Source organism: Sphingobium sp. EP60837 (assembly GCF_001658005.1).
GTDB classification, from domain to species: Bacteria; Pseudomonadota; Alphaproteobacteria; order Sphingomonadales; family Sphingomonadaceae; genus Sphingobium; species Sphingobium tyrosinilyticum.
Window position 1 is genome coordinate 1052314 of sequence record NZ_CP015987.1, and the last position, 19498, is coordinate 1071811.

Here is a 19498-nt window from a genome sequence, read left to right on the forward strand (position 1 = left end):
GGAACAGGACCAGGTCCGAAAGCCGGCGCTCACACCTTAATTTGTTTTAGCCATCTGCGTTGGAATTTCGTCTTTCAACGTCCTCAACATTTGATGAGCCGCTTCGCAAAACAGTCGCCTGTACTTTTTTGGGAAGAGCCCTGCTATGTCGCTGAACTCGACGCGCCGGACCTGCAGGTCGAACATTGCTCGCAAACAGGCGTAACCGTCATTACGCCCCAACTGCCCGCCGCTCTGTCTAGAGAGCGTGAGAGCGAGGTACTGAAGCAACTGCTGGACCTTTATCTGGCGGGCGAACCGGGACCGTTCATTCGTTGGTATTACACGCCGATGATGCTGCCCTTTTCGGAGCATGTCCTGGCCGACTGCATCATCTATGACTGCATGGACGAGCTTGCCAATTTCAAAGGCGCGCCGCCCGAACTTCTTCCGCTGGAGCAGCGTCTGCTGTCGCAATCCGATCTGGTTTTCACTGGCGGGTACAGCCTTTATGAGGCCAAGCGGGACAAGCATCCTGCCGTCTTTCCCTTTCCGTCCAGTGTCGATGTGGGGCATTTTGCCCAGGCGCGCTTCGGTGCGGCGGCGAGCAAGGGCAACAGACGGCCGCGGCTTGGCTTTTATGGCGTGGTCGATGAGCGGATGGATGTGGACCTGCTCGCCGCATTGGCCGACGCGCGCCCGAACTGGGTGCTGGAGATCATTGGTCCGGTCGTGAAGATCAGTGAGGATGATCTGCCGCGGCGCGGGAACCTCCACTTTCTGGGCGGCAGGCCCTACGAAGATTTGCCCGCCTGTATCGCCGGTTGGGATGTGGCTTTGATGCCATTTGCCATCAATGACGCGACCCGGTTCATCAGTCCGACCAAGACGCCTGAATATCTGGCGGCGGGAAAGCCGGTGGTATCGACCCCGATCGTCGATGTCGTGCGCCATTATGGCGAGATCGAAGCGGTCAAGATTGCGCCCGCTGGCGACGCCTTTATCGCTGCCTGCGACGAGGCGCTCGCGCTTGCACAGGGTGGCGGGCAGTGGCTGAAGGAAGCCGATCAGCTCCTGGCGGGCATGTCTTGGGACAAGAGCTTTCATCAGATGGACCGGCTGATCAAGGATGCTCTGTCACGCAGCGCGCATGCGCATCCGATTGTTTCGCCGACTTCCTGGAACAGCAGCCGCTCCCACCATTATGATGTCATGATTGTAGGCGCGGGGTTTGCGGGTGCGGTGATGGCCGAGCGCCTTGCCGTTGACGGCGGGAAGAGGGTGCTGGTCGTCGATCGCCGCCCCCATGTCGGCGGCAATGCATATGATGAATATGACGCGAACGGTGTCCTTATCCACCGTTATGGGCCGCACATCTTCCATACCAACAGCGAGGAAATCTTCACCTATCTTTCGCGCTTCACCAAATGGCGTCCCTATGAGCATCGGGTTCTGGCGGCGGTGGACGACCTGCTGGTGCCGATGCCGATCAACCGCACGACGATCAATTTGCTCTATAAACTGAACCTCGAGACAGAAGAGCATGCGGCCGAGTTTTTAGCCGCGCAGGCCGAACCAGTTTCCGTCGTTCGCACATCGGAAGATGTGGTTATTTCGGCAATTGGCCGTGAACTTTATGAGAAGTTCTTCCAAGGCTATACGCGCAAGCAGTGGGGCCTCGACCCGTCCGAGCTGGATAAGGCCGTCACTTCGCGCGTGCCGACCCGGACCAATGTCGATGACCGCTATTTCACCGACAAGTTCCAGGCGATGCCGCTTGAGGGCTATACCCGGATGTTCGAACGGATGCTCGACCATCCCAATATCGATGTCCTGTTAGGTGTCGATTATTGCGAAGCGCGCGACGCTTACCCCCACGACCATCTGGTGTTTACGGGACCGATCGACGAATATTTCGGCTATCGCTTTGGCAAGTTGCCTTATCGGTCGTTGCAATTTGATCATGCGCAACTGGATATGGAGCAATTTCAGCCTGTTGCGGTGGTCAATTATCCTTCGCCCGATGTGCCCTACACCCGGATCACCGAGTATAAGCATTTGACCGGGCAGCAATCGTCCCGGACCAGCATTACATATGAATATCCGACGGCCGAGGGTGATCCCTATTACCCGATCCCGCGTGCGGAAAACCAGGCGCTTTTCAAACGCTACGAGGCGCTTGCAATAGTGCAGCCGGACGTGAGCTTCGTCGGGCGGCTGGCGACCTATCGCTATTATAATATGGACCAGGTCATCGGACAGGCCCTCGCCACCTACCGCAAGATGGCCCAGCGGCGTGCGCGTGAGCAGGTTCCAGCGCCAGCGCAGCTTGCAGCACGGCCCTCACCCGGCGTGGCATAACCGCTCCTCGCTGCTGTTGCCGAGGACGCGGGCGGAGCGTGATCCGATTTCTCTCTGATCGGATCACGCTCCGCTTTTAATGAGTGCTGGTGTCCGCTCGGCTCCTTCCAGTTACGGTCGCGATATTCGGTAGGAACAAAAGGGCATCATACCGCTTCTTATTCTATGAGATGGAATTGAGGCGGCCTGTTGATGTTGTCCTTCATCCCCCTGGAATATGAGCTTGATCTGGGCGGTTGGCGGTTTGCGCCGGCCCGGCAGGCCGCGTCCTCTCATCTGAAAAGGAGATCATGAAAATGACGACGGGACGAGGATGGACTTTGGCGGGCGCCTGCATGCTCGCACTCACCGCGTGCACCACCGCGACGCCCTATCAGCCTATCGCGGAGGGCCGGTCGGTAAATGGCGGCTATTATGATGAGCAGATCGAAGCGAACCGCTTCCGCGTGACCTTTGCCGGGAACAGCATGACTTCGCGCGACACGGTCGAGCGCTACCTGCTGTACCGGGCGGCCGAACTGACGCGCTCGCGCGGCTACGACTGGTTCGTCATGGCTGACCGGGGCACGGAACGGCACAGCAGGACTTATATCGATCGGCCTTTCGGTCCGGGCGCTTATGGTTATTGGGGTCCGTCCTGGCGCTATTATGGACGCGGCTTTGGCTGGCGCAGCTGGGATCCTTTCTGGGGCGATCCTTTCTGGGACCGCGACATCGATGTGCGCACCGTCGATCGTTACGAAGCATCGGCGGAGATCGTCATGGGCCGTGGGCCGAAACCCGCGAACGAAGTCCGGGCTTTCCGAGCGGATGAGGTCCTGACAAATCTCGGGCCGAATATAATGCGCCCGACCTGACGGGCTCCGCACATTGGGAAGGGCTGACGATCGATCAGCCCCACATGTAAATTTGAGTTTTAGCCATGGGTCTCAAGAAGGCCCATGGCTAAACTCTGTAATCGGTTGGGACCTGCGGTTGTGTGGCGGCGTCAGGGAGTGGCAAGGTGATTGTGCCGGCCCACGATGTGCAGCAATATGGGGACGGACCTAAATAAGGAGAGGCACCGGTGGTGATCCGGGTGGGTATAGTGGGCGCGAACCCTGACTATGGCTGGGGATCGGGCGTCCATCGCCGGGTGGTCGAGCGGCTATCGGGATTCGCTTTGCAAGGCGTCTGTACCACGCGGGAGGAAAGCGCGCGCGAGGCGGCCGAGCAGTTCGGCGCGCCGCTGTGGTTCACCGATCATGAGGCGCTGACGCAGCATCCGGATATCGACCTGGTGGCGATCTGCGTGAAAGCGCCGCATCATCATGCAATCGCCAAGGCAGCGTTGAGCGCGGGCAAGCATGTCTATTGCGAATGGCCGCTCGCCACGACGGTCGAGGAGGCGCAGGAACTGGCGGCGCTGGCGAAGGCTAAGGGGGTCAAGGCGATGATCGGGCTGCATCTGCGCGGGTCTCCTGTCATGCGGCAGGCGGCGCGGCTGGTGGCGGACGGTTATGTCGGCAAGTTATATGGCGTGACGCTGCATGCCCGCATCTTCGGTCCGATCATGCGCGCGATGGCGACGCGGGCGGGCGGGACGACGCTGCTATCCATCTATGGCGGGCACCTGATCGATGCGCTGGATCATCATTTCGGGCCGATCGAGGAGATGACGATGCGGAGTGCCATCCACCTGCCGCCGGTGGATGAGAGCGGCGCGGCGGTCGAGCGCGACGCCTATGACCATTTGCTGTTCCAGGGAAATTTGCGCGGCGGCGCGCTGTTCCAGGTCGATCTGGCGGGCGTGTCGATGAGCGGCATGGGGTGCAGCTGGCGGATAGACGGGAGCGATGGCGCGCTGCTGCTGTCCACGCGGGACCCCGGCCTGCCCGCGGTGGAATCGCTGCTGTTGCAGGGCGCCAGGGGCAGTGGGCCGTTCGAGCCGATCGCCGTCGCGCCCGAGCTGGAATGCGCCGCGATACCGGACGAGCCCGATCGCTACAGCGCCTATCCCGGCAGCTTTGCGTCGCGTGAGGCGCTGTCGTCGATCGGCAACCTCTATGCGCAATTGGCCGAAGCGATCCGCAGCGGCGGGCCGGTCGATCCCGACTTCCGCCGCGCCGCCGATATCCAGCAGCGGCTCGCCGATCTGGACGCGGCGATTGTCCATTCTCCATCCGCTCTTACCGCCGGAGTTACAGCATGAAAGCCGAAGCCGAAAGCCTCATACAAGATGTGAACAGCGACGAAGTCACCTCGGGCAGTCCGATCTTCTACCTTAATGGACGGCGCAAGGTGCGGACCGAAAGCAGTGTGCTGGTGAGTTCGTCGCCCTGGCTGAACGATGCGCGGGTGCGCGAGTGGATCGCGACCGAAAATCTGCGGAAGAACGGCCATGATTATCCGCTGCTTTATGGCCTGCCGACATTGATGCAGGCGGTCGATGAGGTGCGCGACATCGACCAGGCCGAGCGGCTCGTTGCCGAGGAGCGGCGGCGCAATCCAGCCTTCGACCGATGGATGAGCGAAGGATTTGTGTCGAGCTATTCGAAGGAAGATCTGCGCGCCTATCCGGAAGGATCGGTGGGCCGCAAGCTGTTCGAATATATGGACGAGTTCGACCTGTCGCCCGAACTCAATTCACGCATTCTCGACAATCCGGACTGGAAGCCTGCCAATGCGTTGGATTATTGGAACCTGCGCATGGGGCAAACCCATGATCTCTATCATATATTGGGCGAGATCGGATTTGGGTCGGTCGCCGAATATTTCATCACCGGCGTGGTGACGGGCAATGTGTTCCGGCATCTGGGAACGGAACTGGCAGGCGCGTTGATGACGACCAACACGCTGATCATGTTCCCGTGGATGACACGGACGATGCTGCATTATCCGGGCGCCTGGCCCGCGCTGTGGCGGAACCTGTCCTATGGATATGAAGTGGGCGAGCAGTCCGACATGCTGTTTGCCGCGAAGTTCGAAACGATCATGCACCTGACGCCTGCCCAAGCGCGTGAGGCGCTGGGATGGCGCGGGCATCGGGATGGCGTCGATAGCGTGGAGGCTTCGCTGATCTTTGGGAAGGGGCGAGAGATTATTCCCTGATAGGCGGTCGTTCGACGGTGGTTGTGGGTGGCTGAAGCATTTTCTTGCCACCGAGGAATCGGCGTCGGTCGTAGTCCGCTTGGCGATGGTCGTCGGGAGATGCTTCGTGATCTATCCTAGATGGCGAGCTGCTGTTCGATAAGAGTGAGCTGAGTCATTTCGTTGAGCCATAGCAGCGCTGTTACCCGCATATGATAGTGGCGAGAATCCGGCGACGGAACGGCGCGCGCGATCGCTTCGTTGATTCCGTTGTTCGGTCGAGATGATGAGGATGCGATGAAGAGCGATGGCGAGGGTGGTGGTGGGCCTGCGGAAACGCTTTCCCCTGCGTTGCCCACGAGCACTGAAGAGGCCGCCGAAGCACTGCTGAAACTATGCTGCGACGCTGATCTGAAACTGGCGACGGCGGAAAGCTGCACTGGCGGCCTGCTGGCTTCGCTGCTGACGGATGTGGAGGGGGCGAGCCATGCGTTCGAGCGGGGGTTTGTGGTTTATAGCGAGGATGCGAAATGCGATCTGCTGGGGATCGCGCGTGAGAAGATCGATGGATGCGGTGCGGTGAGCCGGGACGTGGCGATCGCGATGGCGGAAGGCGCGATCGCCAACTCCGAAGCGGATATCGCTCTTGCAGTGACGGGCTATGCCGGGTCCGCGCCGCCGGGGGACAAGCCGGGCCTGGTTCATTTCGGCTGCGCCCGGCGGGGTGGGGCGACCCGGCACCGGGAGGAGCATTTCGGCGATATTGGACGCGGGCCGATCCGGTTGGAAGCAATAGCCGTGGCGCTGGACATGATGCGGGAGGCGGTGGATGCGGGTTGAACGCTTTGAATCCATTGAGACGCATGGTCTGGTGCGGCTGGCGGCGGCGACGCCCGAGGCGAGCGTTGCCGATGTGGGCGCGAATGCAGAGGCGATCCTGCGGCTGGCGCGGGAGGCGGCGGCGAAGGGAGCGGACATCGTCCTTTTCCCGGAACTTTGCCTTTCGTCCTACGCCATCGATGATCTGCACCTGCAGGATGCGCTGCTGGATCGGGTCGAGGCGGAGATCGGGCGGCTGATCGAAGCCAGCGCGGACTTGCCAGTGCTGCTGGTGGGCGCCCCGGTGCGGCGGAGCGGGCGGCTTTATAATGCGGCGCTGGTGATCGAGGGCGGCAGGCTGCTGGGCGTGGTGCCCAAAAGCTACCTGCCCAATTATCGCGAATATTATGAGAAGCGCTGGTTTGCTCCTGGTGCGGGACTTACGGGCCTCGACATCGAACTGGCGGGGCATCATGCGCCGTTCGGACCGGACCTCATCTTTGCCGCGGGAAACCGGGCGGATTTCAGCTTTCATGTGGAGATTTGCGAGGATTATTGGGCTGCGCTGCCGCCATCAACCTTTGGTGCGCTGGCCGGAGCGCTGATCCTGTGCAACCTGTCGGCGTCGAACATCATCGTGGGCAAGGCGCGGGACCGGGATTTGCTGTCGGCCGCGCAGTCAATCCGCTGCATCGCCGCCTATGCTTATTCGGCGGCGGGCTATGGCGAAAGCACGACCGACATGGCCTGGGACGGGCAGGCCATGGTGCATGAGATGGGCGACCTGCTGGCGCAATCTGCTCGCTTTGGCGACGCGCCGGAGATCATCTATGCCGATATCGATGCCCAGCGGCTGCGGCTGGAGCGGATGCGCAACGGCACCTTCAACGATACGGCCGAGGCGATGGGCCATCCCGAGCAGCGCTTTCGCCGGGTGACGTTCGATGCGATGGGGGCGGGTGAGCGGGGGAGGCTGTATCGGCCGGTGCGGCGTTTCCCCTTCGTGCCCGCCGACCCTTTGCAGTTGGACGCGGATTGCTATGAGGCGTTCAATATCCAGGTGGAGGGGCTCGTCACCCGCTTCCGCGCCACATCGGGCAAGCATTTCGTCATCGGCGTGTCGGGCGGGCTGGATTCCACTCACGCGCTGATTGTCGCGGCCAAGGCTTGCGACCGGCTGGGCCTGCCGCGATCGGCGATCCTTGGTTATACCATGCCGGGATTTGCTACGGGCGAGCATACCAAGGCCAATGCCTGGCGGCTGATGAAGGCGCTGGGCGTGACCGGTGAGGAAATCGACATTCGCCCTGCCGCACGCCAGATGCTGGCGGACATGCACCATCCCTTTGCGAAGGGCGAGGCGCTCTATGACGTCACTTTCGAAAATGTGCAGGCGGGGTTGCGGACCGATTATCTGTTCAGGCTCGCGAACCGGCATGGTGGCTTTGTCGTCGGCACCGGAGACCTATCGGAACTGGCGCTTGGCTGGTGCACCTATGGCGTGGGCGACCATATGAGCCATTATGCGGTGAACAGCGGCGTGCCCAAGACGCTGATCCAATATCTCATCCGCTGGTGCATTGCGACGAACCAGTTCGATGCGGAAACGGACAGCATATTGCAGGCGATCGTGGACCAGGAGATTTCGCCCGAACTGGTGCCCGCCGATGCGTCGGGCGCGATGCAGAGCACGGAGAGCCGAGTCGGACCCTATGCGCTGAACGACTTTTTCCTGCATCATATCGTGCGGTGGGGACAGCCGCCGTCAAAGGTGGCGTTCCTGGCATGGCACGCCTGGCGAGACGTCGATGCGGGCGCATGGCCGCCGGGATATCCGGATGATGCAAAGCAGTCCTACGACCTGCCGACCATCCGCCACTGGCTGGACAATTTCCTTTATCGCTTCTTCACGATCAGCCAGTTCAAGCGATCCGCCTTGCCCAATGGCCCGAAGGTTTCGGCAGGTGGAGCATTGTCGCCAAGGGGAGATTGGCGCGCCCCATCGGACGGTAGGGCTACGCTGTGGCTGGACGAACTGGCGGAAAAGATGGGGCGGGCCGCCGAGAATTGAGCGGGTGCAAATGGATCGGCGGCATAGCTGGCAAATTTCCGTGATTATCGCCTGCAAATGTTTGACGAACCGGGACAATTCAGTTAAACAAATCCTAAGGCAGAGAAGCGCGCCGCAGCGAGCGATCTGACCGAAAGGGCAAACTGTCGGTGACGGCAGGACGCAAAGCTTCCGGTCTCTTTCAGGAGACAGCGGGGTTACCGAAGCAGGAATGTGATGCGATGAAAGCGCTTAGCCTCTTTTCTTCAGATATGGATGCAGGGCCACCTGGCCACGCAAGCGGCAGTCAGGCGTGAAGCCGTTGCCATGACTTTTGCCGCATGGCGGAGCGGGTCAGGTTGCGCCCTTCGCCGTGCCCGGACAAGTTGTCAGTCTCGGGCCTCCTCGCTGGCCCGTCAGTCTTAGCTCCCTCGGGTCGCACTATGGGAGAGAAGCACAGCGTCCCAAAGACCCATCTCCCCACCCGGGGCGCTGTGCTTCATTCATTCAGTTGGAGGTGGGCTTTCCGGATGAGGTCGTCCGGGATTAAGACGATCCTTTTAGCCTCGAATAATCCATTCGGCTGTCTGAAACGAATGTTGCGGGAGGCTTTGACAAGCCCGGACTTGGGATCTCCGTCTATAATTGCGACGCTATCACTATTCAATCGGCGGCCTATTTTGACCGCGGGAACTCATTGCCGCGAAAAGTTCATGTTCCAGGCACTCTACCGCCGCACGCACCTTGGGAAGCAGATGCCTTCGTTGCGGATAGACCGCCCATATGGGTTCGTCCGGCGCGCGGAAATCCTCCAGGATCAGCTTCACCATGCCATGTTGAAGATAAGGCAGAATATAGAAATCGGGCAGCTGACAAATGCCCAATCCTGATATGCAGGCGTCGATGACCGCCTGCCCGCTGTTGCAGCGAAATCGTCCCTTGGGGCGGTGCAGCATTTCGCGGCCGTCATCGGCGAACTGCCATAGCGGGCTGGTGCCGATGATGCATTCATGCGCCGCGAGGTCATCGACGCTGGCGGGTTCGCCCGCCCGTGCGAGATAGCTGGGCGCGGCGCAGGCGTAGAGGGTGCGGGACGCGACGCGGGTAGCGATGAGGCGCGCGTCCGATGGCTTTCCTGTCCGAATGGCTAAGTCATAGCCTTCGGATACCAGATCGACCAAGCGGTTGGTAAGATCGACCGTCAAGTTGAGCCCGGGGTGGCGCATGGCGAAACGGCGAAGGATGGGCGCAACGAAGCGTTCACCCATGGCGGTCGAGCAGGTAACCTTCAGCTCTCCATGCGGTTCGCCTTGTTCCCCGATCATCGCCATGGCTTCATCGCGTTCTTGCGCGATCTGCTCGCAACGCTCCAGAAAGATGCGTCCGGTGTCGGTCAGCCGGACGATCCGCGTGGTGCGATGAAAGAGCTGCGCCTGAACGCGCCGCTCCAGTGCCATGATCGATCGGCTGACATGGGTGGAGGACATGCCGATTATCTTGGCTGCGCGGGTAAAGGAGCCGGTTGAAGCGACCGCGATGAACTCGTCAATCCCGTCCCAGGAAGACATGATTAAACCTCATATGGGATAGTCTATGTACCACAAACCATATTATCGCGTAATTGATGGAGTGCTATAGCGGTTTGCATCATCTCGATGAGGATAAGGATAGCTGCATGAAGACCCGCGCCGCCGTCGCTTTCGAAGCGAAGAAGCCCCTGGAAATCGTCGAAGTCGATCTGGAAGGGCCGAAGGTTGGCGAGGTGCTGATCGAGATCATGGCGACGGGGATTTGCCATACCGACGCCTACACGTTGGACGGGTTCGACAGCGAAGGAATCTTTCCCTCGATCCTGGGCCATGAGGGCGCGGGGGTGGTGCGTGAGGTTGGGCCGGGGGTGACATCGGTCAAGCCGGGCGACCATGTGATCCCGCTCTACACGCCCGAATGCCGCCAGTGCAAAAGCTGCCTGTCGGGGAAGACCAATCTGTGCACGGCGATCCGCGCGACGCAGGGGCAGGGCCTGATGCCGGATGGCACCAGCCGGTTCAGCTACAAGGGGCAGATGATCTTCCACTATATGGGATGTTCGACCTTCTCCAACTTCACGGTATTGCCCGAGATCGCGGTGGCGAAGATCCGGGAAGACGCGCCCTTTGACAAAAGCTGCTATGTCGGATGCGGTGTGACGACCGGCGTGGGAGCGGTGATCAACACGGCGAAGGTGACGCCGGGCAGCAATGTCATCGTGTTCGGACTGGGCGGGATCGGCCTCAACGTCCTGCAGGCCGCGCGCATGGTCGGGGCGGACCGGATTGTCGGCGTCGATCTCAATGAAGGCAAGGCGGAGTGGGGCAAGCGGTTCGGCATGACTCATTTCTATAATCCGGCGGGCAAGAGCACGGCCGAAGTGGTGGCCGATCTGGTCGCGCTGACCGATGGCGGGGCCGATTATACCTTTGACTGCACCGGCAACACCGAAGTCATGCGCCAGGCGCTGGAAGCCTGCCATCGCGGGTGGGGCGTTTCGACGGTGATCGGCGTCGCGGAAGCGGGCAAGGAAATTTCGACCCGGCCGTTCCAGCTGGTCACCGGCCGGGTGTGGAAGGGCAGCGCCTTTGGCGGCGCGAAGGGGCGTACCGATGTGCCGAAGATCGTCGATTGGTATATGAACGGGAAGATAGAGATCGATCCGATGATCACCCATGTGCTGACGTTGGAGGAGATCAACAAGGGGTTCGACCTGATGCATGCGGGGGAAAGCATCCGCAGCGTCGTGGTCTTTTGAGGCGCGGCATGGAACAGGTCAGCGCCAACAGGGCCTTTAACGGCGTGCAAGGCGTCTATAAACATGCGTCGGCGGAGACCCGGACGGAGATGACTTTCTCCGTCTTCGTGCCTCCCCATGCGGATGGGGAGACTCTGCCGGTCGTCTCGTATCTGTCGGGCCTGACCTGCACCCATGCCAATGTTACCGAGAAGGGCGAATATCGGCGGGCTTGTGCGGAATTGGGGCTGATCTTCGTTGCGCCCGACACGTCGCCGCGCGGCGAGGGCGTGCCGGACGACCCGGCGGGCGCTTATGACTTCGGCCTGGGTGCGGGCTTCTATGTGGATGCGACGCAGCCGCCGTTCGACCGCCATTATCGCATGTGGTCCTATGTTACGGAGGAGCTGCCTGCGCTGATCGCGGACAATTTTCCGGCGGATATGAGCCGTCAGTCCATCATGGGACATTCGATGGGCGGCCATGGGGCGCTGACCGTCGCGCTGAGGAATCCCGGACGCTTCAAAGCCGTATCCGCCTTCGCCCCGATCGTTGCGCCGTCCAGCGTGCCGTGGGGTGAGAAGGCGCTGGCGGGATATTTGGGTGAGGATCGCGCAGCCTGGCGCGGACATGACGCCGTTGCCTTGATCGAGGATGGTGCGCGCGTCCCGGCATTGCTTGTGGATCAGGGCGCGGCCGATCCGTTCCTAGAACAGCAGTTACGGCCGGAACTCCTGCAGGCGGCGTGCGAGGCGGCGGGGATGCCGCTGACGCTGAACATGCGGGACGGCTATGACCATAGCTATTATTTCATCTCGACGTTCATGGCCGATCATTTGAAGTGGCACGCGCAGCGGTTGCGCTGATTGAAAAACGCCGGCTGAATGCCCGGAAAGGCGGTGGTCCTGAAACGCGGACTTCTTTAGCTCTTGCGATAAACGGGACCAGCAAGGTCTCGACTATGGGAGTGAAGATTTTGCGGATGAAGGCGGCTGTTTCCTTTTCCTGCGTGACGCTGGCGGTTGGGCTGAGCGCCCCGGCGCCTGCGAAAACCGCCGACATGCGGATTGAACAGCGTGGTCGTTGGTTCGTCGATCAGAGCGGCCGCGTGATCACCTTCCATGGCGGCAATGTGACCTTACCCGAATTCGACAAGCCGCAGCAGCCGCGCTGGACGGCCGAAACTCCGGTGCGCATGGCCGAACAGGGCTTCAATGGAGTGCGGCTGGTGATCTTCTTCAGCCGGGTCATGCCGCAGCCGGGGCAGATCGACCAAAGCTATCTGAACCGTATCGCCAAGGCAGTCGCCGCATATAAGGCGGCGGGCATTCATACGCTAATCGATTTTCATCAGGATCAATATAGCGAGAAGGTCGGCGTGAGAGGCATGCCCGACTGGGCGGTCTTTTCCGACGGATATTCGCGCATGCCGGGCGTCGAATTCCCCATCGGCTATTTCAAGGACCCCGCAGTGCAGCGGTCCTTCGACAATTTCTGGAAGAACCATCCGGTGCCGGGCATGGGCAAGGGGGTTCAGGACCTCTATGTCGAGGGGCTCGCCGCGGTAGCCCGGCGGTTCCGCGATGAGCCCGCCGTAATGGGCATCGACATCTTCAACGAACCAGCGACCGGCAGCCGCTGTGCTGAACCCGATCCGGCGAAGGCGAACTGTCCGGAGCTGGAGCAGCAACTGTTGAAGCCATTCTATGAAAAGGCGGCGCAGGCCATCAGCCGTGCGGCCCCGCGCATGATCATCTTCGTCGAACCCTTCATGCTGCAAGGGGCGCTGGGTACGCCCATCAACACGCCTATCGCGGGCCCTTCGGGACGGCGGGCGCTATCCTTCCACAATTACGGACCGGTCAAAGCGACGCGGGACCGGGTCAATGACGGAGCGCTGGCGCATGTGATCCGCAGCGACGCGGCCATTATCAATACGGAATGGGGCTTTTCCAACGATCCTGCCGAAATCGTGGGGCAAGCCGCCGATTTCGATGCGCGGCATATTTCCTGGCTCGCCTGGACGCGCGGGTCATTCGAGGCGCTGGTCGATCCCAAGCTGCCGAATGTGGGCAACGGCAATCGCGTGGCGCAGTTGCGCGCCTATGCACGGCCCTTCGCGGAGGCCACGGCCGGGACGCCCGTCATGATGAGCTTCGATCCGGATAAGGCCGTGCTCACCTATCGCTATAGGACGCAACTCGGGAACGGGCGGCGCGCGGCGGGAGGGGAAACGGAGATCCGTATCCCAGCGATCCACTATCCCAATGGCTATAAGGTGGCTGTCGTTGGCGGAAAAGTGCGTTCCGCCGCTGGAGCGCCCCTCTTGCGGGTCCGCAACGATGCGAACGCGCAGAATGTCATCGTCACCGTGTCGCGCGTCGGCGTGCTGCCGCCGCTGCCGCCGAGTGAGGGTGAGCCGGACCGCAAGGATGCCGGGCTGCGGACGTTGCCGCCCATCCCGGCAGGGCCGCTGACGCGCAGGTCGCTGATCGGCCACATCGTCGTGACCCCGGGCGGGCGCGCGCTGCTCGATCGGGAGGTGCCCGGCATGTTGCAGGGGCTTAGCCACGTATCCGGCTGGGAGAGGATGACTTTTGCCGATATTCAGCGCTTTGCGAGCGGCACGCTGACCGAGGAGAAGTTGCGGCAGATCGAGGCGGATCTGGCGACGTTGCACGTGACGCCCGGCCCGGTCCAGCAGGCGGGGCGCCTTAGCATCGATTCCATGACGAGTGACCTGATCGCCGATCCCAGAGCCCGAGCGATCCTCGACCGCGAGGCTCCGGGCCTGACCGCTTCCGGCAAGCAAGGGCTGTTCCCGCAAACGCGGCTGCGCAACCTTCAGCCCGAACTGCCGGGAATATTGACCCCGTCAGTCCTGGCACGCATTGAACAGGCCCTTGCCGCGCTGAAGTGAGGGCCGGAGGCGCTTATCGCCGCGCCTCCGACACGCGGAGCCGTTTGGGCTGTTTCAATTCGACGAACGAGCCCAATTCGCGGCGGAGCATGGTGATCATCCAGCTGCGGTGCCGGGTCAGATAGTCCGAAAAGCCTTCCGGCTTTGCAGGATCGAAGGCAGGCGCCTGCCAGTCGGAGGGCTGTTCTTCATAGACGGCTTCGACCCGGCCGCCGCCATCGACCGGCGCATCGACGTGGCTGCCGAAATAGCTGTTGCCCTTGAAGCGGATGGATTCTGCGGGATCAAAGCCGGCCTTGATCAGATAATCGGGGCCGCTGCGACCGATCTCGCTGCCATAGCGCGCCTTGCCAGCAACCTTGAAGACATTGTCCTTGAACCGGACCTTGCGCGCCCACCCGTCCCATTGGGTTGCTACCACCATCTGCACATCCATCGCCTTGCCGACATGGATGACATTTTTTTCAACCAGCGCATCGGACACATTGCCCGCAATCTGGAAGATGCGCGTCCCGTCATTGCGGCTGACATTGAAGCGAGCCGTCGTTCCGTGGTTGCCAATATTGCCCTTTTCATCCTGTTTGGGCGAGCAGATGAGCAGGAAGCCCCCGGCATTGTCGTGGCTGTAATTGTAAAGGAAGGTCGTGCGCCGGGAATTGAAGTCTGAATCGAACCCCTGGCCGTCATAGCGGGTACGGGTATAGGCGGCTTCGTTGAGCTGGATCAGGCTGTTGTCGGTGCTCCATTGCCAGATGCCCGCATTATAGCCAGGCGCGCGGCTACCCGCATAACGCACGATATTATGCTCGATGAGCGCCCCATTCGTGCCCCGGGGTACGATGCCGTCGCCGCCGACATCCTCCACATAATTGTCGCGGATGACGACCTTTTCGCTGGGGAACCAGTTGAGCGATGTCACCTGATCGCTGATCCCCGCGATGCCGGATCGATCGACGCGCCAGATGATGTTGCGCTCGATCGTAAGGTCGTGAAAGCGTGTGGGCACCCGTTGCCCTGCTGCGCGGAAGACGATGCCGCCATTATCCTTGCGTTCGTTGGTGCCGCGCACGTCGTGGATATACATGTCAGTGATGCGAATGCCGCGCGTCACGCCACGGTCCTCCGTCGACACAAGGACGCCGGTGCGTTGCGCGGGGGAGGGGGCGTTGTTCGTCACCTCCAGCCCGCTGATCGAGACATATTCCGCATTGATCACGCCGACGCCATGCGGGGAAATGCCTCCCGCATCGATGCGCGCTCGGGGGCCATCCCCGGCCGAAGCGACCATGATCGGCGCCTTCTCACTACCCGAACGCGTGATGGTGAGCGGTTCGCGCCAGACGGACCCTGCCGTCAGCACCACATTGTCGCCAGGCTGGAGCGGGAAGGATGAGATGCGCGACAGGGACCGCCATGGCTGCGCAGGCGATGTGCCGGTGAAGCTGTCATCGCCCTTGGTGGAGCTGATATAATAGGTCTCCGCTTGCGCTGCGGTAACGTACCCGGCGGACCAGAAGAGTGTGAGGAGAGAGGCAGTTCCGAGGGTTTTGAACAATGTCGCAGCGCTCCAACAACAATTCACATCGCTAAATTCTACCGGCAGCTGGCTGAATGCGAAGTGAAATGAATGGTTGCTGCGGGTAGAAAAAAGACCCCGCCTCTGGACCAGAGGCGGGGCACGGGGAGAGGGGGCGTTGCCGCCCTGAAAGCTTTCAAAGTTGGCGTTCGAAGATGACCGTTCATCCTGAGTAGGGACTAAGCAAGGTCGAAGACCCTATCGAAGCATCAAGCGCGGTGCATGACCCTTCGATATGCCATTTCGACAAGCTCAATGGCTACTCAGGACGAACGGAGGTGGTTCTGATTTAACGCACCACGCTTCAGAATTTTGCGCCGACGGTGATGCCATAGGTGCGTGGCTCAGCATAATAGCCGCCGGCAAAGCCGAGTTGGCCATAGTCGATGCTGCGGACGAAATCCTTGGCGTTGGTGAGGTTCTTTACCCACAGGCGCACTTCGCCTTCGCCGGTGCCGAGCGGGATGCCGTCAATGCCGATCTGAGCGTCGATCAGGTCGATATCATCGCCCTTGATCTGTTCATTGAAGGGCGAGCCCACCGAGCTGCTGAAATTATATTTGCCATCCTCATGCGTATATCCGATGCGGCCCCGCAGCGTGGCGTTGCCCCAGTTCAGAGGGAATTGTGCATTGAGCGCCACATTGGCTGTCAGCGGCGAGGTGAAGCCAGGCGTCACGATTGGCGCGATGTTGACGGGCGGTGCACCGGGCGTGGGCGATTGGCCCGCCAGGAACTCTCTATAATTGATGTCGATATAGCCAAGGCTGCCGTCGAGTGAGAAGTTGTCGGTCAGGACGGCCTGGGTTTCGACTTCAAAACCGTTATAGACGACCTTGCCTGCATTGATGATCCGGGTGGCGAAGGTGCCGACCGGCGCATTGGTGACAGGGCCGAGCACAGCGAGATTATCATAGATATTATGATAGGCTGCGACGTTGAAGCGCAGGCGGCGGTTGAACAGCTCGCTCTTCAGCCCGATTTCGTAGGACGTCACCTTTTCCGGCTTGAAGCTGCCGAGTTGATTGGTGCCGGTGATCGCCGGGTCCTGCGAATTGAAGCCGCCCGAGCGATAGCCGGTGGCCGCGCGTGCATAGAGGTTGATGCCGTCCGCGACGTCATAGCCCGCCATCAGGTTCCAGGTGAACTTGCTGAACTTCGCGCGACCGGTTTCCGGTGCGAGCGGCGGCGCTGCGCCATTCTGGGTACGCAGCATCATCTTTTCGTCCCAAGTGTAGCGGCCGCCTGCGGTCAAGCGGATGCCGCTGTCCCGACCGCCGGGGTAGAAGGTCGCCTGACCATAAAGCGCAGTGCTTTCGGCCGAGGTCGTGTATTTGAGGCGCGCGCGCGTTTGCACCATCCGATAGCGGGCCGGGTTGGCGGCGGCGAAAGCCGGGCCGAGCGGTCCGAAATTGGCGAGGAAGATGCTGTTGGTGTCGAGGATGAAGCCGCTATTCTGGAAGCCATTCTCAGACCCCTTCTCCCAGAAATAAAAGCCGCCCACGACCCAATCGAGCGTGCTGGTGTCGCCGGAGATTTCGACTTCCTCACTAAACTGCTTGTGACGGCGGCTGTTGGCGACGTCGAACAGATCCTGCGTAACTGTGGGAACCGGGGAAGCGGCGATGAAGGGCCGTGCGGCCGCCGGGATCGTCGGAATGAATTGCAGCAGCGAGGCGGGCATGCCGTTGAACAGCGTGGCATTGGTGAAGGCCGGGCCGGAAAAGGCGCCGATCCCGTCCAGATCCGTCACATTGTCGCTGTTCCAGAAACGGTAGCCGGTGGTGGACTTCACCTTGAAGCCGCCGAAGTCGTTCTGCACCTGAAGATTATGGCCCCAGGTCTTATCGACGGCGCGGCTCAAGATGTTGTTGCACACTTCGTGGCGATAGGTGCGCGACGGCACGGCCAACGCGGCACATTCGGGATTGGCGAAGGTTGCGCCCGCCAGATATTGGGCGACCGGCGCCTGCTGGGTCACGACAACCTGCTGACCGTTGATGGTGATCGGCGGGCGGGGAGTGCCATCCGCGACGTTGGTCAGGATGAAGGGCAGCGGCGTGCCTTTGATCCGGGTCCAGTCGAAAATATATTGGATGCTGCCGGTGCCGCCCAGGTCAATGCGAGCCGCGGCGCGCAGCGCGTCCGACTTGCGCGCACCCGGGTCGCGAGAATCGCGAGGCTGCAGGATATTGTCGATCACCCCGTCGCGCTCGCTATGGCTGTAGGAGAAGCTGGTCGAAATGCCTGCAATCTCACCCGGATCGACGGAGATCTTGCCATTCCAGGCGTTGAAATTGCCATAGCCGGCCTCGGCCTTCAAACGGAAGGTCGAAGAAGGCGCACGCGAAATGAAATGCACCGCGCCGCCCGTGGTATTGCGGCCGAACAGCGTGCCCTGCGGACCGCGCAAGACCTCGACGCGCTCAATATCCATGACGTTAAGGCCCATGGCGCCGCCGCGGGCGATATAGATGCCATCGACATAAAGACCGTTCGCGGCATCGACGCCGAAGCTTTCACTGCCGCCGTTGGAAATGCCGCGCATCGAGAAGACAGCAGCGCTGTTGCTGGTGGTGCCCTGGGTGATCACGACATTGGGAGCGAGGCCACTGAGGTCGCGGCTATCCTTGACGCCTAGCTGCTCGATCTTTTCAGCGCTGATGGCGCTGATAGCAATCGGAACGTCCTGAAGATTCTGCGCCCGCTTCTGCGCGGTAACGACGATTTCGTCGAGGCCGGGTTCGGCAGTCGTCGAGACTTCCTGCGCCATTGCCTGACTTGCAATAGCGAGGCTGCTGACCCCCAGGATGAGATGCAGTGCCGCATATCCATATGTTTTTGCCATGATCTTCTCTCCCTTGATCTTATGAACGTGTTGATCCCTGCGCGCCGAAGATGTGACGGCGCGTCGATTGTAAGTTGTCGGTACGATGAGAATTGAGTGTCAGGACGGCATGTATAGTTGGGCCGCTTTCCCTCCATCTACCGGCAGAGCCGTGCCGGTTATGTAACTTGCCGCATCGGACAGCATGAAGACGATCGCCTGCGCCAGTTCTTCAGGCTGTCCGCCGCGCTGCATGGGGATGGCGGCTGTCGTCCGCTCCGCAGTGTCTGCCGACAATGCGGAGAACTGTTCCGTCGGTACGGTTTGGACCTGGCCGGGGATGATTGCGTTGACCCGGATGCCGAGCGGTGCGCCCTCCATCGCAGCGGCGGCGGTGAAATGCACCAGCGCCGCCTTGGACGCGGAATAACTTGCCATGTTCACGGTCGCGCGGATGCCGCAGGTGGAGGCGATATTGACGATCGATCCTTTTCCCGCTGCCGCCATGACCTTCATCGCCGCCTTGGTGCTGACGAACGCTGCGTCGCAATTCACGGCGAAATCCTTGCGCCAATGGTCGAGGGTCAGCTTGGCTATCGGCGCATAATGGGTGGACATCGCATTGTTCACGAGCATGTCGAGACGGCCGAATTCCTCCGCCGTTCCTGCGATCATGGCGTCCAGCGCTGCGCTATCGGAGACGTCGAGCTGGACCGCATTTACCCGGCCGCCTTGCGCCATGATCCGTTCGCGTGCGTTATCGAGCAGCGCTTGCCGCCGTCCGCAGATGACCACTTGCGCGCCGCGCTTAGCCAACAGGGCGGCGGTGGCTAGGCCGATGCCGTCGCTGCCGCCCGTTATAATGGCGACGCGCCCTTCAAAATCCTCGCTCATTCGACGTCGAGTCCTCGCCAATGCTGAATCGCCCCATGCCTCGGGAGGCGGTGCGTTGCGACTCAAGATCATCCAAAATTCGGAATTTGTAAACTCATATATTCCGAATATCGCTGTTCCTCCGCCTCGTTGACACGGTTCCGGTTCAGAAAGCATCAGTTTAACGAAGCTGGACAACGCGACAGATTATACAGTAATTATAGCGGGTTTTCCTGAGCATCAGGGTTGTCCCACGG

The 19498-nt window shown here is 61.0% G+C and carries 13 protein-coding genes and 1 riboswitch; of the genes, 9 read left to right on the forward strand and 4 right to left on the reverse strand.

Annotated elements, in window-relative coordinates:
• Positions 1 to 93: 93 nt before the first annotated feature.
• From glf to EP837_RS17815, 6 genes are all read left to right on the forward strand, one after another.
• Positions 94 to 2340 carry a UDP-galactopyranose mutase gene (glf, locus tag EP837_RS17790; RefSeq protein ID WP_066531412.1) on the forward strand — a complete coding sequence of 749 codons (2247 nt, stop codon included), beginning with the start codon at positions 94 to 96 and terminating at the stop codon, positions 2338 to 2340.
• Positions 2341 to 2636: 296 nt separating this feature from the next.
• Positions 2637 to 3197 (forward strand): CC0125/CC1285 family lipoprotein, encoded by a 561-nt coding sequence (locus EP837_RS17795; protein WP_156518695.1) that lies wholly within the window; start codon positions 2637 to 2639, stop codon positions 3195 to 3197.
• A 209-nt stretch (positions 3198 to 3406) separates the two neighbouring features.
• Entirely contained in the window at positions 3407 to 4531 is a 1125-nt protein-coding gene (locus EP837_RS17800; RefSeq protein WP_066531415.1) for a Gfo/Idh/MocA family protein, read from the forward strand.
• On the forward strand, positions 4528 to 5430 hold the full coding sequence (locus tag EP837_RS17805; RefSeq protein ID WP_082919782.1) for a hypothetical protein: 903 nt from the start codon (positions 4528 to 4530) through the stop codon (positions 5428 to 5430). Before EP837_RS17800 ends, EP837_RS17805 begins: the two co-directional genes overlap by 4 nt.
• 276 nt (positions 5431 to 5706) lie before the next feature.
• Positions 5707 to 6249, forward strand: coding sequence for a CinA family protein (locus tag EP837_RS17810; protein ID WP_066531825.1), 543 nt, complete (start codon positions 5707 to 5709; stop codon positions 6247 to 6249).
• Complete coding sequence (locus EP837_RS17815; protein WP_066531417.1) at positions 6239 to 8299, forward strand: NAD(+) synthase; 2061 nt, start codon at positions 6239 to 6241, stop codon at positions 8297 to 8299. Before EP837_RS17810 ends, EP837_RS17815 begins: the two co-directional genes overlap by 11 nt.
• Before the next feature lie 127 nt (positions 8300 to 8426).
• Positions 8427 to 8504: riboswitch (cyclic di-GMP riboswitch) on the forward strand.
• Between the two features lie 433 nt (positions 8505 to 8937).
• Here the strand turns inward: EP837_RS17815 and EP837_RS17820 are convergent.
• Positions 8938 to 9846 carry a LysR family transcriptional regulator gene (locus tag EP837_RS17820; RefSeq protein ID WP_066531419.1) on the reverse strand — a complete coding sequence of 303 codons (909 nt, stop codon included), beginning with the start codon at positions 9844 to 9846 and terminating at the stop codon, positions 8938 to 8940.
• A 107-nt stretch (positions 9847 to 9953) separates the two neighbouring features.
• Between EP837_RS17820 and EP837_RS17825 the strand changes: the two genes are divergently transcribed.
• The 3 genes from EP837_RS17825 (at position 9954) to EP837_RS17835 (ending at position 13965) form a co-directional block, all read left to right on the forward strand.
• A complete protein-coding gene (locus tag EP837_RS17825) occupies positions 9954 to 11066 on the forward strand; it encodes an S-(hydroxymethyl)glutathione dehydrogenase/class III alcohol dehydrogenase (RefSeq protein WP_066531828.1) in 1113 nt (370 codons plus the stop codon).
• Between the two features lie 8 nt (positions 11067 to 11074).
• Complete coding sequence (gene fghA / locus EP837_RS17830; RefSeq protein ID WP_066531421.1) at positions 11075 to 11911, forward strand: S-formylglutathione hydrolase; 837 nt, start codon at positions 11075 to 11077, stop codon at positions 11909 to 11911.
• A 95-nt stretch (positions 11912 to 12006) separates the two neighbouring features.
• Positions 12007 to 13965, forward strand: coding sequence for a cellulase family glycosylhydrolase (locus EP837_RS17835; RefSeq protein WP_156518697.1), 1959 nt, complete (start codon positions 12007 to 12009; stop codon positions 13963 to 13965).
• 13 nt (positions 13966 to 13978) lie between these two features.
• On the opposite strand, the gene EP837_RS17840 is transcribed toward EP837_RS17835, so the two are convergent.
• From EP837_RS17840 to EP837_RS17850, 3 genes are all read right to left on the reverse strand, one after another.
• Positions 13979 to 15520 (reverse strand): right-handed parallel beta-helix repeat-containing protein, encoded by a 1542-nt coding sequence (locus EP837_RS17840; RefSeq protein WP_066531428.1) that lies wholly within the window; start codon positions 15518 to 15520, stop codon positions 13979 to 13981.
• A gap of 325 nt (positions 15521 to 15845) precedes the next feature.
• Positions 15846 to 18389, reverse strand: a complete 2544-nt coding sequence (locus EP837_RS17845; protein ID WP_066531429.1) for a TonB-dependent receptor — start codon at positions 18387 to 18389, stop codon at positions 15846 to 15848.
• Positions 18390 to 18488: 99 nt separating this feature from the next.
• Positions 18489 to 19262, reverse strand: a complete 774-nt coding sequence (locus EP837_RS17850) for an SDR family NAD(P)-dependent oxidoreductase (RefSeq protein ID WP_066531431.1) — start codon at positions 19260 to 19262, stop codon at positions 18489 to 18491.
• Between the last annotated feature and the right edge of the window lie 236 nt (positions 19263 to 19498).

Excerpts from the sequence above, each read along its gene's own strand:
- glf (WP_066531412.1), top strand. The coding sequence starts at position 94 with ATGAGCCGCTTCGCAAAACAGTCGCCTGTACTTTTTTGGGAAGAGCCC.
- EP837_RS17795 (WP_156518695.1), top strand. The coding sequence starts at position 2,637 with ATGACGACGGGACGAGGATGGACTTTGGCGGGCGCCTGCATGCTCGCA.
- EP837_RS17805 (WP_082919782.1), top strand. The coding sequence starts at position 4,528 with ATGAAAGCCGAAGCCGAAAGCCTCATACAAGATGTGAACAGCGACGAA.
- EP837_RS17810 (WP_066531825.1), top strand. The coding sequence starts at position 5,707 with ATGAAGAGCGATGGCGAGGGTGGTGGTGGGCCTGCGGAAACGCTTTCC.
- EP837_RS17815 (WP_066531417.1), top strand. The coding sequence starts at position 6,239 with ATGCGGGTTGAACGCTTTGAATCCATTGAGACGCATGGTCTGGTGCGG.
- EP837_RS17820 (WP_066531419.1), bottom strand. The coding sequence starts at position 9,846 with ATGTCTTCCTGGGACGGGATTGACGAGTTCATCGCGGTCGCTTCAACC.
- EP837_RS17825 (WP_066531828.1), top strand. The coding sequence starts at position 9,954 with ATGAAGACCCGCGCCGCCGTCGCTTTCGAAGCGAAGAAGCCCCTGGAA.
- fghA (WP_066531421.1), top strand. The coding sequence starts at position 11,075 with ATGGAACAGGTCAGCGCCAACAGGGCCTTTAACGGCGTGCAAGGCGTC.
- EP837_RS17835 (WP_156518697.1), top strand. The coding sequence starts at position 12,007 with ATGGGAGTGAAGATTTTGCGGATGAAGGCGGCTGTTTCCTTTTCCTGC.
- EP837_RS17845 (WP_066531429.1), bottom strand. The coding sequence starts at position 18,389 with ATGGCAAAAACATATGGATATGCGGCACTGCATCTCATCCTGGGGGTC.
- EP837_RS17850 (WP_066531431.1), bottom strand. The coding sequence starts at position 19,262 with ATGAGCGAGGATTTTGAAGGGCGCGTCGCCATTATAACGGGCGGCAGC.